Source organism: Flavobacterium sp. HJSW_4, from assembly GCF_042436695.1.
Taxonomy (GTDB): domain Bacteria; phylum Bacteroidota; class Bacteroidia; order Flavobacteriales; family Flavobacteriaceae; genus Flavobacterium.
Genome location: NZ_JBHNPP010000026.1, coordinates 1 through 15,167 on the forward strand (window position 1 = coordinate 1; position 15,167 = coordinate 15,167).

At 33.1% G+C, this 15,167-nt stretch carries 15 protein-coding genes; 7 read left to right on the plus strand and 8 right to left on the minus strand.

Going from position 1 to position 15,167, the window contains the following annotated elements:
- Positions 1-24: 24 nt before the first annotated feature.
- Both ACE01P_RS19480 and ACE01P_RS19485 read right to left on the minus strand, forming a co-directional pair.
- On the minus strand, positions 25-912 hold the full coding sequence (locus tag ACE01P_RS19480) for a cupin-like domain-containing protein (protein ID WP_379700710.1): 888 nt from the start codon (positions 910-912) through the stop codon (positions 25-27).
- Between the two features lie 89 nt (positions 913-1,001).
- Positions 1,002-2,249, minus strand: coding sequence for an ABC transporter permease (locus ACE01P_RS19485; protein ID WP_379700711.1), 1,248 nt, complete (start codon positions 2,247-2,249; stop codon positions 1,002-1,004).
- A gap of 165 nt (positions 2,250-2,414) precedes the next feature.
- On the opposite strand from ACE01P_RS19485, the gene purH reads away from it, so the two are divergent.
- The 6 genes from purH (at position 2,415) to rodA (ending at position 9,686) form a co-directional block, all read left to right on the plus strand.
- The gene (gene purH, locus ACE01P_RS19490) at positions 2,415-3,941 is read left to right on the plus strand and encodes a bifunctional phosphoribosylaminoimidazolecarboxamide formyltransferase/IMP cyclohydrolase (protein WP_379700712.1); all 1,527 of its coding nucleotides are present in this window, start codon (positions 2,415-2,417) and stop codon (positions 3,939-3,941) included.
- A gap of 56 nt (positions 3,942-3,997) precedes the next feature.
- Positions 3,998-5,026 carry a rod shape-determining protein gene (locus ACE01P_RS19495; RefSeq protein ID WP_008466528.1) on the plus strand — a complete coding sequence of 343 codons (1,029 nt, stop codon included), beginning with the start codon at positions 3,998-4,000 and terminating at the stop codon, positions 5,024-5,026.
- A 112-nt stretch (positions 5,027-5,138) separates the two neighbouring features.
- The gene (mreC, locus tag ACE01P_RS19500) at positions 5,139-5,969 is read left to right on the plus strand and encodes a rod shape-determining protein MreC (RefSeq protein WP_379700713.1); all 831 of its coding nucleotides are present in this window, start codon (positions 5,139-5,141) and stop codon (positions 5,967-5,969) included.
- The gene (locus ACE01P_RS19505) at positions 5,962-6,468 is read left to right on the plus strand and encodes a rod shape-determining protein MreD (RefSeq protein ID WP_379700714.1); all 507 of its coding nucleotides are present in this window, start codon (positions 5,962-5,964) and stop codon (positions 6,466-6,468) included. Before mreC ends, ACE01P_RS19505 begins: the two co-directional genes overlap by 8 nt.
- On the plus strand, positions 6,465-8,435 hold the full coding sequence (gene mrdA, locus ACE01P_RS19510; protein WP_379700715.1) for a penicillin-binding protein 2: 1,971 nt from the start codon (positions 6,465-6,467) through the stop codon (positions 8,433-8,435). The genes ACE01P_RS19505 and mrdA overlap by 4 nt, the downstream gene beginning before the upstream one ends.
- Positions 8,436-8,450: 15 nt before the next feature.
- Positions 8,451-9,686, plus strand: a complete 1,236-nt coding sequence (gene rodA, locus ACE01P_RS19515) for a rod shape-determining protein RodA (protein WP_379700716.1) — start codon at positions 8,451-8,453, stop codon at positions 9,684-9,686.
- A gap of 197 nt (positions 9,687-9,883) precedes the next feature.
- Here the strand turns inward: rodA and ACE01P_RS19520 are convergent, their stop codons facing one another.
- The 6 genes from ACE01P_RS19520 to xrtF form a co-directional block, all read right to left on the minus strand.
- Positions 9,884-10,564 (minus strand): DedA family protein, encoded by a 681-nt coding sequence (locus tag ACE01P_RS19520; RefSeq protein WP_379700717.1) that lies wholly within the window; start codon positions 10,562-10,564, stop codon positions 9,884-9,886.
- A gap of 135 nt (positions 10,565-10,699) precedes the next feature.
- Positions 10,700-11,041, minus strand: a complete 342-nt coding sequence (locus ACE01P_RS19525; protein WP_379700718.1) for a heavy-metal-associated domain-containing protein — start codon at positions 11,039-11,041, stop codon at positions 10,700-10,702.
- 41 nt (positions 11,042-11,082) lie between these two features.
- Positions 11,083-13,089: a TonB-dependent receptor plug domain-containing protein gene (locus tag ACE01P_RS19530; RefSeq protein WP_379700719.1), complete on the minus strand. Its 2,007-nt coding sequence runs from the start codon at positions 13,087-13,089 to the stop codon at positions 11,083-11,085.
- A 118-nt stretch (positions 13,090-13,207) separates the two neighbouring features.
- Positions 13,208-13,606 carry a hypothetical protein gene (locus ACE01P_RS19535; RefSeq protein ID WP_379700720.1) on the minus strand — a complete coding sequence of 133 codons (399 nt, stop codon included), beginning with the start codon at positions 13,604-13,606 and terminating at the stop codon, positions 13,208-13,210.
- Between the two features lie 46 nt (positions 13,607-13,652).
- Positions 13,653-14,099 carry an exosortase F system-associated protein gene (locus ACE01P_RS19540; RefSeq protein WP_379700721.1) on the minus strand — a complete coding sequence of 149 codons (447 nt, stop codon included), beginning with the start codon at positions 14,097-14,099 and terminating at the stop codon, positions 13,653-13,655.
- The gene (gene xrtF / locus ACE01P_RS19545; protein ID WP_379700722.1) at positions 14,089-14,625 is read right to left on the minus strand and encodes an exosortase family protein XrtF; all 537 of its coding nucleotides are present in this window, start codon (positions 14,623-14,625) and stop codon (positions 14,089-14,091) included. The genes ACE01P_RS19540 and xrtF overlap by 11 nt, the downstream gene beginning before the upstream one ends.
- A gap of 71 nt (positions 14,626-14,696) precedes the next feature.
- Between xrtF and ACE01P_RS19550 the strand changes: the two genes are divergently transcribed.
- Complete coding sequence (locus tag ACE01P_RS19550; protein ID WP_379700723.1) at positions 14,697-15,152, plus strand: GAF domain-containing protein; 456 nt, start codon at positions 14,697-14,699, stop codon at positions 15,150-15,152.
- The last annotated feature ends 15 nt before the right edge of the window (positions 15,153-15,167 follow it).

The following is a 15,167-nucleotide window of genomic DNA, read 5'->3' on the forward strand; positions in this document are numbered from 1 at the left end:
TGGAGGCATGTGGAAATCCTACTTTTAACTCGCTTTTCTCAAATCCTTTTTTAATTCTCGTTCAGCAATTTTAAAAACCCTTTTTTCACGCCAGATTGCATAACGTTCTCTAAAAATTACTTTTATACCGCTATCTACCGCGCCATGCATAAACAAACTCCAAACGCTAGCTATTTTTCTAGACCATGATGCATCCCATGCTCGAAGTGTAAGCGAAAAAGATCCATCTATATAACGCATCCAATGCCACATACCTGTTGGCATGAATAAAGTGTCTCCGTGCTCTAAAAAAACTTCGTACCCCTCTACTCCTTTTAGAGCTGGAAATTTTTCAAAATCAGGGTTTGCAACATCGTAATCTTCTAAAGCGTAGGTAGTATTTGGAAGACAATAAAGTCTTTTCTTCCATTTATAATCAAAAAGTATAATATGTTTTCTACCTCCAAAATGAGTATGAAAAAGGTGAGGCAAATCGATATCATAATGCAGAAAAGTAATTGCCTTAGAGCCACCAAAAAACATCGCTGGCATGCTTTCTATAAATCCGCCCATTAATTCTTTTGGAACTTTGACATCATTAACCAATTCTGGTCTGTGTTTAAAAAGATTGAAGAAAAAAATACGCAATTGCGTTGGCTCTCTTTTTATAAGATCTAAGTACTCGCCAAATTTCATGCTCGCAATTGAAGCATTAATTACTTTTGACGGATCTGCCTTTGAATTATCAACCAATTTCACCTCAATATCTCCGGCAATTTCCTTAAAATATTCCGTCGACCACTTCTCTCTTGCCGGCCAATCATTTGTAAGACCTTTTATGATTAAAGGCTTCTTTTTATCCAAATAATTCTTTTTGAAATCTTCTCTAGAAATAGACTCAACAGTATCGACAGATCTAAGATTAAAGCTCATTGGTATAGCGGTTTAGGTTCTTGGTCTATCAAAAATATCTAATTATTTTGAGCCGTCAAAATTTACAGTAAAATAACACAAAAGCAATATTACATTCCTGTACGAATCGCTTCGACCGGATCAAGATTTGCAGCCGAAACCGCTGGCAAAATTCCAGAAACCAAACCAATAAAAGCTGCCAAACCAGTTCCTAAAATAATATTCCCTAAACTTAAAACAAATTCAAAATCTAATAATTTAGTCAAAGCAAAAGCAATTCCCCAAACCATAAGAAGACCTATGATTCCGCCAATAACAGAAAGAATAACTGCTTCAAACAAAAATTGGAATAAGATAAATTTATTTTTTGCTCCTAATGATTTTTGAATTCCGATAAGATTGGTTCTTTCTTTAACCGAAACAAACATAATATTTGCGATTCCGAAACCGCCAACTAGAAGAGAAAATCCGCTGATGATCCAACCTACAACATTCATCTGACCTAAAATTCCGTCGATAAAATCTGTAAATCCAGAAAGCACATTAATAAAAAAATTATCCATCTCTCCTGCTTTCATTCCGCGAATTGATCGAAGTTTTTGAGCAACTTCTGCTTTATACGCCTCCATGTCAATTCCTTTTTCTGGTTTTAAAACTATTACAGGCGTCATGGAATCGCTATCTCCGTACATTCTTCTTAAAAAATTAGCCGGAATATAAACCGAAGTATCGTTGCTATCGCCAAAAAAACCAGCACCTTGTTTCGCCATTACGCCAATAACGGTAAAACGTTGTCCGTATAAACGAATATTTTTTCCAATGGGATCGCTTGTTCCAAAAAGTCCATCAGCAATATCGTAACCAAGTACAATAACTGCTGTTCCAGAATTTGATTCAGATTCATTATAAAACCTTCCTTTATCAAAACTTACTCCATCAATATCAACCATTTCGCTTGACGCAGGAATAATATTTACATCGCTTACCGTTTTTGAATCGTACTTTAAAGTTTCTCTGTTTACAAAAAGCTGGTAACCAACTTGATCGGTATTATTTAAGGAGTTTTTCAACGCAACATACTCGTCGTATTTTACATTTGGAAATTGTTCCCTCTTCCATTGTGGAATTTCTGAAGGTCCAAAACTGAATTTCATTAAATAAATTGTATTTTTATCTAAGCTACTCAGATCTTTAGAGATTTTTTTATCTAAAGAGTCAACAGCAGCCAAAACGGCGATGATTGAAAAAATACCAATCGTTACGCCTAAAAGCGACAATAAAGTGCGTAATTTATTATTTCGCAAAGCATTGATGGCAAAGCTTAGACTTTCTTTTAATAATCTTAGATAAACGATCATATTTCTGTATTTTTCAATAAAGTAAAATTCAATAATTAAAATTCAAAAACCTAATTAAAGTTAACTTACTCATCAGTAGATTTTTTTAGCATTTTGTTACACTAATTTTCTTTAATATAATATATAAAAAAACTACTTTTGCAGTCTCAAAATCATAACTACACAATGAGCACAACAAAAAAAATACAATCGGCATTAATTTCTGTTTTTTCTAAAGATGGATTAGAACCAATTGTTAGAAAATTACACGAACAAAATGTAACACTTTATTCAACTGGAGGAACTGAAGATTTCATCAAAAACCTTGGTATTCCAGTAGTTCCTGTTGAAGACATTACTTCTTTCCCTGAAATTCTTGGCGGAAGAGTAAAAACTTTACACCCAAAAATCTTTGGAGGAATCTTGAATCGTCAAGATAACGAAAGCGATGTTCAGCAAATGAAAGAATTTGATATTCCTCAAATCGATTTAGTAATTGTTGATTTATATCCTTTTGAAAAAACGGTTGCTTCTGGAGCTAGCGAACAAGATATTATTGAGAAAATTGATATCGGTGGTATTTCATTAATTCGTGCTGGTGCAAAAAATTTCAAAGACACTGTAATTGTTGCTTCTGTTAACGAATACAGCTTACTTTTAGATTTGATTACGGAGCAAGATGGAGCAACAACTTTAGAAAACAGAAGATTGTTTGCTACTAAAGCATTCCACGTTTCATCTCACTACGATGGAGCTATTTTTAATTATTTCAATACAGACGAGACTATTTACAAAGAAAGTATTGCAAACGGTCAAGTTTTAAGATACGGTGAAAACCCTCACCAAAAAGGATTCTTCTTTGGAGATTTTGACGCAATGTTCAACAAACTTCACGGAAAAGAATTATCATACAACAATTTACTTGATGTTGATGCTGCAGTTAATTTAATTGCTGAGTTTAAAACTGACGGACCAACGTTCGCGATTTTAAAACACAACAATGCTTGCGGATTGGCTTCAAGAAAAACAATCAGCGAGGCTTATTTAGCAGCTTTAGCTTGTGATCCTACTTCAGCTTTTGGAGGAGTGTTAATTTCTAACACAAAAATTGATTTAGAGACTGCACAGGAAATCAACAAATTATTCTGTGAGGTTGTAATCGCTCCAGCTTATGATGATGAGGCAGTTACAGTTTTACAAGAGAAGAAAAACAGAATTATTTTAGTACAAAACGAAGTTGAATTGCCAACTCGTCAAGTAAGAACTTGTCTTAACGGATTGTTAATTCAGGACAGAAATAATATTACGGATAATAAAGAGCATTTAAAAACCGTTACAATTACAGAACCTACTGCTCAAGAGATCGAAGATTTGATCTTTGCTTCTAAAATCTGCAAGAATACAAAATCAAACACTATTGTATTTGCTAAAAACGGAACATTGATTTCATCAGGTACAGGTCAGACTTCAAGAGTCGACGCTTTAATTCAAGCTGTTGACAAAGCAAAAGCTTTTGGATTTGATTTAAATGGAGCTTCGATGGCAAGTGATGCATTTTTCCCATTTCCGGATTGTGTAGAATTAGCTAAAAAAGCAGGAATAACGGCTGTAATTCAGCCAGGAGGTTCTATTAAAGACGAATTAAGTATAAATTATTGCAATGAAAATAATCTTGCAATGGTATTTACAGGAACTCGTCATTTTAAACATTAATTTGTTTAACTTTGTTCGATAAATAATTTATAACATTTTAAACCCCTAAAAAACTTATGGGATTTTTTGATTTCATGACCGAGGATATTGCGATAGACCTTGGAACCGCAAACACTTTAATCATTCATAATGATAAAGTTGTCATTGATAGTCCATCTATCGTTGCACGTGATAGAGTATCAGGCAAAATCATTGCTGTTGGTAAAGAAGCCAACATGATGCAAGGTAAAACACATGAAAACATCAAAACTATAAGGCCTTTGAAAGATGGTGTAATCGCTGATTTTGATGCTTCGGAAAAAATGATCAATATGTTCATTAAAAGTATTCCTGCATTAAAGAAAAGAATGTTTACTCCAGCTTTACGTATGGTTGTATGTATTCCTTCTGGTATTACTGAAGTGGAGATGAGAGCGGTGAAGGAATCTTGTGAGAGAGTAAACGGAAAAGAAGTTTACTTGATTCATGAGCCAATGGCGGCGGCAATTGGTATTGGTATTGATATTATGCAACCAAAAGGTAACATGATTGTCGATATCGGAGGTGGTACAACAGAAATTGCTGTAATCGCATTAGGCGGAATTGTTTGTGACAAGTCTGTTAAAATTGCGGGTGACGTTTTCACAAACGACATCGTGTATTACATGCGTACACAGCATAACCTTTTCGTAGGAGAAAGTACTGCTGAGAAAATTAAAATTCAAATTGGAGCGGCTATCGAAGATTTAGACGGACCGCCAGAAGATATGTCAGTTCAAGGTAGAGATTTGCTTACTGGTAAGCCAAAACAAGTAGATGTTTCTTACCGTGAGATTGCAAAAGCATTAGACAAATCTATTCAACGTATTGAAGATGCGGTAATGGAAACATTGTCTCAAACTCCTCCTGAGTTAGCAGCAGATATCTACAACACTGGTATTTACTTAGCTGGTGGAGGATCAATGTTAAGAGGTCTTGACAAACGTATTTCTCAAAAAACAGATTTACCGGTTTATATCGCCGAAGATCCGTTAAGAGCAGTTGTTCGTGGTACAGGAATGGCCCTTAAAAACATTGCAAAATTTAAAAGTATCTTAATCAAATAAGATCTAAAAATAACAATCAATATACTTTTATTAAGGTCAGATTTTTAATATTTTGACCTTAATAAAATTGAAACCTTTAAGCATATCCTGAAACAAAATAACCAGACAAGAAATGCAGCAAATATTTAATTTCATTATAAGAAACAGTAATCGATTGCTGTTTTTGCTGCTTTTAGGTATTTCGTTAGGACTCACTATTCAATCTCATTCTTACCACAGAAGCAAAGTAATCAGTTCTGCTAATTTTTTAAGTGGCGGTGTTTACGAAAAAATCAATCGTGCTAATGAATATTTGAATTTAAGAGCTGAAAACGACGAACTTGTACTTGAGAACGCAAGATTAAAAAGTCTTTTATTTAACAAAGAAGACACAACAAAATTACCTTTACCTGATTCAATCAAAGGGGTAAAGCCTGCTGATATCATTGTATCAAAAGTAATTCATAACACATACAATACACACGAAAACTTCCTTACTTTGAATTCTGGATCCAATGAAGGTGTAAAACCAGATATGGGAGTAATAAACAGTTTAGGAATTGTGGGTATCATAGACGATACATCACCACGATATTCTACTGTTGTGAGTATTTTGAACATGAAATCTCAAATTAATGCCAAGTTGAAAAAATCAAATCACTTTGGTTCTTTGACATGGGATGGAAAAAGCACTGGATTTGTACAGTTAAGAGATGTTCCAAGATTAGCTTCAGTTAGAAAAGGAGATACAATTGTAACAGGAGGACAATCTGTGATTTTTCCTGAAGGAATTAACATTGGAACTGTTGAAACAATTTATAAAGAAACACAAACAAGTTTCTATGTCATAAAAGTTAAGTTATTTAACGACATGACAAACTTAGGGCACGTCTATATTATCAAGAGCAAGGACAGAGAAGAACTTATTAACTTAGAAAACAAAAACAAAGAAAAAAATGAATAGCGCTCTGTTAGTCAATATTTTTCGATTTATCATGTTACTGGCAGTTCAGATTGTTATTTTCAACAATATGAATTTCCTAGGATATATAAGTCCCTTTCCGTATATCTTGTATATCATTCTATACCCTGTAAACAGCAATAAAGCAGGATTAATTCTTTCTAGTTTTTTACTTGGAATTACAATGGATATGTTTTGTAATTCTGGAGGTATACATGCAACCGCATGTGTAATTTTAGCATATTACAGGCCATATATTTTTAAATTTTCTTTTGGTCTTAGTTACGAATATCAGACTATTAAGCTAAATGAATCTTTAACGCCAGAACGTTTTTCATTTATACTAGTTTCGGTCTTAATGCATCATATTGTATTATTTGTTTTAGAAGCTTTTCAATTCAAATTTATCTGGGACATTTTACTCCGAACCTTATTTAGTTCTATCTTTACTATAATCACCTCAATAATAATAATTTATCTTATTAAGCCCAATAAACGATGAGAAAAGTCTTGCTGCCCACTATAATTATTATTGCAGCGTCTTTGCTAGTGATCAGGATTTTTTACCTACAGATTATTGATGATTCTTTTAAATTGAAATCTGAAAATAATGCGATAAAAAAGGTGTATGACTATCCAGAAAGAGGTTATATCTATGATCGTAACGGAAAGCTCCTTGTTGCTAATCAGGCTTCTTATGATATCATGGTTATTCCGAGGGATATAAAAAAGGATCTGAATATTGCTGAATTTTGTGCTCTTTTGAATATTACTCCAGAAGAATATCATAAGCGTATTGAAAAAGCAAAAATTTATAGCCCGAGACTTCCTTCTGTTTTCTTATCTCAGCTGAATAAAAATGAGTTTGCCGCTTTTCAGGAAAAAATCAGAAAGTATGAAGGTTTCTATTTCCAGAAAAGATCTTTACGTGACTACGAAGTAGATTACGGTGCAAACATCTTTGGTTTTATTACACAGGTTAACGATAAGCAGATTGAAAAAAATCCATATTACAATAGTGGAGATTTAATTGGTAAACAAGGTGTAGAAGAAAGCTACGAAACCATTTTACGCGGAATAAAAGGTGTAAAATACATTCAAAAAGATAAATACAATAGAGAAATTGGCCCTTACAAAGAAGGAAAATATGATACTATTGCTGTTGCTGGAGAAGATATCAACTTAACAATTGATGCTGAACTTCAGAAATATGGCGAAGAATTAATGATTAATAAGCGAGGCGGAATTGTTGCAATTGAACCAAAATCTGGTGAAATTTTAGCATTGGTTACTGCGCCTTCTTATGATCCTGGAATTTTAGTAGGACGTCAAAGGTCTAAAAACTATACGCTTTTATATCACGATTCTATTGCAAAACCATTGTACGATAGAGGACTTTTAGCTGAGTATCCTCCAGGTTCTCCGTTCAAAATCCTTACTGGTTTGGTTGCGTTGCAAGAAGGCGTTATCAACGAGCAGACTACTTTTATGTGTCATCATGGTTTTAGCTATGGTAGAGGTCGTTTTATGAAATGTCACGGTTTTGGACCGCACCAATTGCATAACGGAATTTACAATTCTTGTAACACTTATTTTGCACAGGCTTACATGTTGACTATTAACAAGTACGCAAATCCAGGCAAAGCTGTTGATATTTGGAGCGATCACATAAAGAGTTTTGGTTTAGGCCAATTTATGGGTTATGATTTACCAATTGGGAAAAGAGGTAATATTCCGACATCTAAAACATACAAAAGAATTTATCCTAATGGCGGATGGAGAAGCACAGCAATTGTTTCAAACGCAATTGGTCAGGGAGAGGTTTTAATGACTCCTATCCAATTGGCCAATATGATGGCAACTGTTGCAAATCAAGGATATTATTACACTCCTCATATCATTAAAAAAATTGAAGGAGAAAAGATCGATCAAAAGTTTACAACAAAACACGTTACAACAGTTGACCAAAAGTATTTCCCTCCTGTTATAAGCGGATTATTTGACGTTTACAACAAAGGAACGGCTTACGCCCTTAGAGTAGAAGGAATTGATATTTGCGGAAAAACAGGTACAGCTGAAAACTTTGCTAAGATTGACGGAAAAAGAACACAGCTTAAAGACCACTCTATATTTGTAGCTTTTGCTCCTAAAGACAATCCTAAAATTGCAATTGCAATTATGATTGAAAATGGAGGTTTTGGAGCAAGTACTGCTGGACCAATCGCAAGTTTGATGATTGAAAAATATTTGAGAAAAAAAATCACAAGAACCGATTTAGAAACAAGAGTATTAAATAAAAGTTTAGAATCTGAATATGCTAAGTTAGGAGGCATGTCTGCAGCTCGTGCAATTGAGTCTGTTCCAAAAGATTCTGTTTTACAAGCAAAAATCGTAAAGCCAAAAGCTCCTGTTACAGCAACAAAAACTGAAGTTAAAAAAACAGCGGTAGACACTACTAAAGAAAATTAAGAAAGATTATTTCAAATGAAAAATCAAAGTGTAAAAAATAATATCGATTGGATAAGTGTTTTTATCTACATTGCGCTGGTAACTTTAGGTTGGCTGAATATTTATTCGTCTTCTTTATTATCAACAGATGGCACATATCAAAAACAGTTAATTTTTATTTGCTGTACAATTCCGTTGATATTTGTTGTTCTTTTTGTAGACGGAAAATTTTATGAAAAATATGCCAGTATCATATTCGGAGTATCATTATTATCACTTGCAGGATTATTTCTTTTTGGAAAAACTATTGCAGGTCAGCGATGCTGGTACGCAATAGGAAGCTTCACCCTACAACCTTCAGAATTTGCAAAAGCCGCTACATCATTAGCTCTAGCTAAATATTTAAGTGATACACAAATCAATTTAAAAGAGACTAACAGACAAATTCAGGCTTTAGCCATTATGCTGTTACCTGTAATGCTTATTTTACCACAGCCAGACCCTGGTAGTGCTTTAATTTATAGTGTTTTTATCCTTGTTTTATATAGAGAAGGTTTGCCTTCTTGGTATGTATGGACAGCATTTATAACCATTGTACTTTTCGTCCTTACTTTGGTTTTAGAACCATATGTTGTTATCATAATGGCATTTGTCGTATTAGCGATTATACATTTCAAAGGTAGAGTCGTTGACAGAAATATAATCTTGAGCGGAATTTTATTGGTTTTAATCTCTGGATTCGTTTTTTCTGTTGATTACGTATTTGATAATGTTTTTAAACAGCACCATAGAGACCGTTTCAATATTTTGCTAGGTAAAACTGTAGATATGAAAGGTATTGGATACAACACCAATCAGTCTGAAATTGCAATTGGATCTGGCGGATGGGTTGGAAAAGGCTTTCTTGAAGGAACGCAAACCAAAGGAGGATTTGTTCCTGAACAACATACCGATTACATCTTTACAACAGTTGGTGAAGAATGGGGGTTTGCTGGTTCTTTGACCGTAATTTTACTTTTCGTAAGCTTACTTCTTAGGGTTATTTATTTGGCAGAAAGACAGAAAACCAAATTCAGCCGGGTTTACGGATATTGCGTTGCGGGAATTCTCTTTATACACTTCTTCGTAAACATTGCCATGGTAATTGGAATTTTTCCAACAATTGGGGTTCCACTGCCCTTCTTTTCATATGGAGGTTCTGGACTCTGGGGATTTACCATTTTGCTGTTTATCTTCCTTAAAATGGACGCAAATAAGGTAAATGAATGGTAGCAGGTTATTAAATAATATTAATATTTAAATTCTAAATACAACTAAATTTCTAAATGAGTTTTAAATTTAAAGAAGCTCTATAATTTTAGCCTTATTGAAAATATTATAATTTAAGCAAACAATTAAACTACTTAAAATATATACATAAAAAAATCCGAAGCGCTAACTTCGGATTTTTTTATGTCTTTTAAATAATATTATATCTGTTCGTTTGGTCTCTTTTTAAGTAATTTTAATAGAACTGGGAACGTTGAGATTACAATGATAATAATGATAATGTATTCTATATGTTTTTTCAAATCTATTCCTTGTTTTAAGAAAATGCCGTACAAATAATGTCCTGCGAAAATCAATATAAACGACCAAAGGAAAGAACTTAGAACATTATAAAACATAAACTTCTTTTTGTCCATCGAAACGATTCCAGCAACAATTGGAGCAAACGTTCTGAAAATTGGCAGGAATCGAGCGTAAATAATTGCTTTACCACCGTATTTTTCAAAGAAATCTTTCGACTGCAATAGATATTTTTTCTTAAACCAAAATGTATCTTCTTTTTTAAACAAATAATAACCACTTTTTGCACCAAACCAATAGCCGGTCATATTTCCTAAAACTCCCATTATAGCAACTGCTGTTGCAAGCAGAAATACATTTATAAAGTCATTCGGTATATAGGCAACATTCTCAACTAGATCACGACTGTAAATACCTGCCAAAAAAAGTAAACTATCTCCAGGCAGAAAAAAACCTGCAAAAAGTCCTGTCTCAGCAAAAACTATAAACAGAACAATAAACAACCCAATCTGAAAACCTCCAACACTTAATGTAATATAAAATTCAGGGTTTAATAACTGGGTCCATTCAAAATTATTCATAAAAGGGGAATTGGTTATCTATATAAGTTTGTGAAAGTAACAATAATTTACCTTAACCACAATAAAATACGGTATTTTAAACATAAATTAACTATTAAAAAAAGCCCAGACTATTTGCCTGGGCTTCTCTTAGTATTATTCTCTCACATACTTACAACAGCTGTGTAAATTGTCATAATCTGCATCTGTCGCTTTAACTTCCTTAGTATCATGACCTACCTTTGCAATTGCTTTATTTAAATCTGAAGGAGAAGATTTTTCTTCGTTTAAAATAACTGAAAGCTGATGAGAACTTACATCCCAGGTTGCCGTTTTTACACCAGGTACGCCGTAAGCTGCTTTTTCAATTCGTTTCTTGCATTGCTCGCAGTTTCCATTTACTTCTGTTGCATATTTTAAGTTTTTGTTTTTCTTAGTTTGAGCCTGAGCTGAAAAACCTAAAAAAACCATCATTGCAATTAAAACTATCTTATTCATTTTTCTAAATATTTATTGTTATGAAATTTCTTCTTTATTCTTTATTTAATTTTAAATCTTAATCCTGCATAATACATTTGCCCAAAAATTGGAGCGTATGCTATTGATGCATCAAAATTGGGTCCAAAAGGATCATTGGCTCCTAAAATTGCTTTTTGCTGCTTGTAATTTCCAATATTCTCTCCTCCTACATATACTTCAAAAACAGATGAAAAAACACGAGTTACTTGCGCATTCATAACCGCATAAGCTGGTGAAAAATCAGGCAATTGGTCTTCTGAAGGGTTCGAAGCCGTATAAGGCAATTGCTGTTTGCCTGACCAATTATAAGTAAAATCAAATCTCCATTGCTTATCATTATTTAGCTCTGTTTCGTATTCTAAATTTCCTAAGAAACGATGTTTAGCCTGAAGCGGACGCTGGAATGTTCCTCTTAAATAATCAGTCTGAATATCATAATATTTGTAAGCTGTTCTCAAGTTTAGATTATGAAGCAATTCATAATTAAATTCAACTTGAAGGCTGTTTGCAAAAGAGCTTCCTTTCAAATCATAAAACAAAACTTGCTGCGGACTTTGCATCACATCTACAACAGCTTGATTTTGAAAATCTGTTCGGTAAAAGTCAAAACCTGCATCGGCGTTTTTATTGAAAATTTTAAATTTCTGTGAAAAACTCACTCCGTAATTCCATGCAATTTCAGGATTTAAACCGTATACTTTTCCGTTAGAATCTAAAATTGAGAACGTTCTAGAACTAGCAAAAAGCTGCTGATTTTCTGCAAAAATATTAGCCGAACGCTTTCCTCTTCCTGCAGAAAAACGAATTACTCCATTTTTCCAAGGATTATATCTCACATGTAATCTCGGCGTAACAAAAACTCCCAATCGGTTATGATTGTCAACTCTACCTCCTAAAATTAAACTGAAATTATCTGTATTATCGTAAGTATATTCAAAAAAAGCACCAACTGAATTATCAATTCTACCCACATCTGTTAGATTAACAAACTCTTGATATTGATCGTAAGAAAAGTTCAAACCAGTTGTAAACTTGTTCATAGTATTACTGATAATAGAATTGAAAATCAAATTAGAATAAAAACTATTTTGCTTGATATCGTATTGATTTAAACCATAATAAGAATCTTGTTTGTGGCTATTAAAAGCATTTTGAAATCCGATACTTTGATATGGCATATCTTTAAATACGTATCCGATTTTTGTCGAAACATCAAAACGTTCAGTATTAATTTCAGAACCCCAATAATTGGTTGTTCCTCGATCGCGATCTTTATCAAAATCAACTTCTCCAGTTTGTTTTTTATCATTCATATATCTGAAATTGATAAAACTAACCAAACCACTTTCTGGATTGTAATATTGGTAACGGTTCAAAACATTGATTTGTTTTCCTAGCGGATTATCTAGAAAACCGTCATTGTTCATATCGTTTTTGGCTACACGCGTATTTCCGTGAACAAATAAACTTGTCGCCCATTTATCTGATAATTTTTTATTGAAATGTGTATTCAATTCAAAACGAGAATCGGTTGAACCATAAGCATTCAAGAAAAACGGAATATCATTTAAAGGCTTTAAAAGTTCTGTGTTAATTTGGCCAGAAATACTTTCATAACCATTTATAACACTCCCCGCTCCTTTAGTAATCTGAACACTTTCGATCCAAGTTCCAGGCGTAAAAGACAATCCGTAAGCTTGAGAAGCGCCACGAACAGAAGGAATATTTTCTTCCGTAATCATTAAATACGGACTAGTCAATCCAAGCATTTTGATTTGCTTAGTTCCTGTTAAGGCATCAGAAAAATTGACATCGATCGACGGATTGGTTTCGAAACTTTCAGCTAGATTACAACATGCCGCTTTAAGCAGTTCTTTACTGGTAATTAATGAAGTATTGGCTGTTAATGTATAGGATTTTTTAATTCCTTTTTGCTTTTTAGTGATTTTTACTTCTTCTAAATCTTCTTGCGAAAACACAGATACAGAAAGCAAAAACGCTACAAAAAGCATTATATTTTTTTGCATAAAAAATGATTTTAATGTTGAAATAGAGTTACATTCTTGCTTTCCGCGCAAAGCGAAAGCAAACAAAATGTAAATACAAAGTCTTAATCAAGACTTGCAGTGCATCTTAACATTAAAATCAGGAATAGAAAATATACTGATGGTATAATTTGAATAAGGGGGGCGCATTCGCATCAGCATAATACGAAAGGACTTCTTTCTTTTTAAAATTTGGAATTTCTAAAAAGACAAGAGGCTTATAATCTTGTATAGGTGCTGGGAAAGCAAATTGAAAAAAGAAGAATTTGATTGTTGCATCATCTGATTTCTTTTCGAAATGAACAACTTTGTCTTTACAGCAAGAGTTTTTTTTCTCTTTAGAACCACAACATTTCTTTTCGACAACAGGCTCTGCTGTAGTTTTTAAAGAAACTGAAGCAATTTCTCCACCGCAATAATGCACATCAAAAGCAAACCCAATATTGGAAACCAATAAAAGGAACGCTAGAAACAGACCCGTGCACTTTTTCAAATTCATGCTGCAAAGCTATTCAAAAACTGCCGATAAAAAACTAAAACAAATGTTATTTTTTAGATTTTTGAAGCTGATAATAAAATCCAGGAATAAATAATAGCACCAAAATAGGCTGAATTATAAATCTTCTTACATAAAAAAGAAGCCAGCCGCCATCTGGAAAGAAATATAGTATTACATAAAACGCCACCAAAAGCACAACTAAAAAGAAGGTGTAAACGAACAAACTAAATTTAAAAATATCGCGATCTTGAAACAAGGCATAGATTAGCCAAAGAGATAGTGCTGAGTTTAAAAAATAACGTAGAAAAAGCCCAAAGAAAAACTTTAAAGTTTGCACTTCAGGATAAGGACTTGAATGAAAATCAGCACTGAAATATACCAAAAAAGGATCATAGAACAGTTTCTTTTCAAATAATCTAATCAAAGCTAAACCTATTACCACAACAACTGCAGTAAAGATTTTAAATTTATTTTCTTTTAATTTATTTAGCATATTTTGAAAATCTATTGATCCAGAAAATCCATAAAATAAAAACATATCCGTAGATCATTAAAGGAAAAAAAGTTCCGTGCAGAAATTGGGTATATTGAGGAAAATTATAGACAAGTACAATTAGAAGGGAAATTCTAATAACATTCAAAACATAAATAGATAGAAGTCCTAAGATTATAAACAAGAATGTCTTTTTAAAACTTGCCGAAAAAGCAGCTACAAACGATACAAAGAGTATCATCACGCTCACAGCATTACATCCCTCGGTTATACGCGCTATATATTTGCCATTTAAGATAATCTCTTGCCACGGATTTTGCGAGCTTTTCTGAATTATAATATCATAATTTAACAGTTTGAGCAACTGCTCTGAATTTCTTCCGCACATCATTGTCACACCATCAAGATCTTCGGCTTGATAACTGTTCAAATAAAATTTGTAAATCAATGTAAGGACAATATATGTCAAGAAAAAGATGCTTACAAAAATCAGGAATGGCTTAAACTGGACTAAATATTTTTTCAAGAGATTTTTTTTTCAAATTTATGTATTTTTTGAATTTAGCTTTAAATACTTTTGTATAAAATTTTCACATTATGACTTTTCAAGAATTACAACCAAAAATAAGCAAAATTATCGCTGGTAATGAATCAAATAGAGACGAAAAACTATTGGCAGTATGCCAGCTTTTGAATGAAAACGTAGAGTATTACAACTGGGTTGGATTTTATTTTGCTAATCATGACGCTAAAACTTTACATTTAGGACCTTACGTTGGCGCAGAAACAGATCATACGGTTATTCCGTTTGGAAAAGGAATTTGCGGTCAGGTAGCAGAAAGCAATGCTAATTTTGTTGTGCCAGATGTTAAAGCTCAAGACAACTATATCGCGTGCAGTTTGACTGTAAAATCAGAAATTGTGGTGCCTCTTTTTGTTAATGGAGTAAACATTGGACAAATAGACATTGACAGCCATGTTATTGATCCTTTTACAGAAGCTGACGAAAGATTTTTAGAATTTGTAAATCAAGAAGTTGCTAAATTATTCTAGAAGAACTATTTTTAA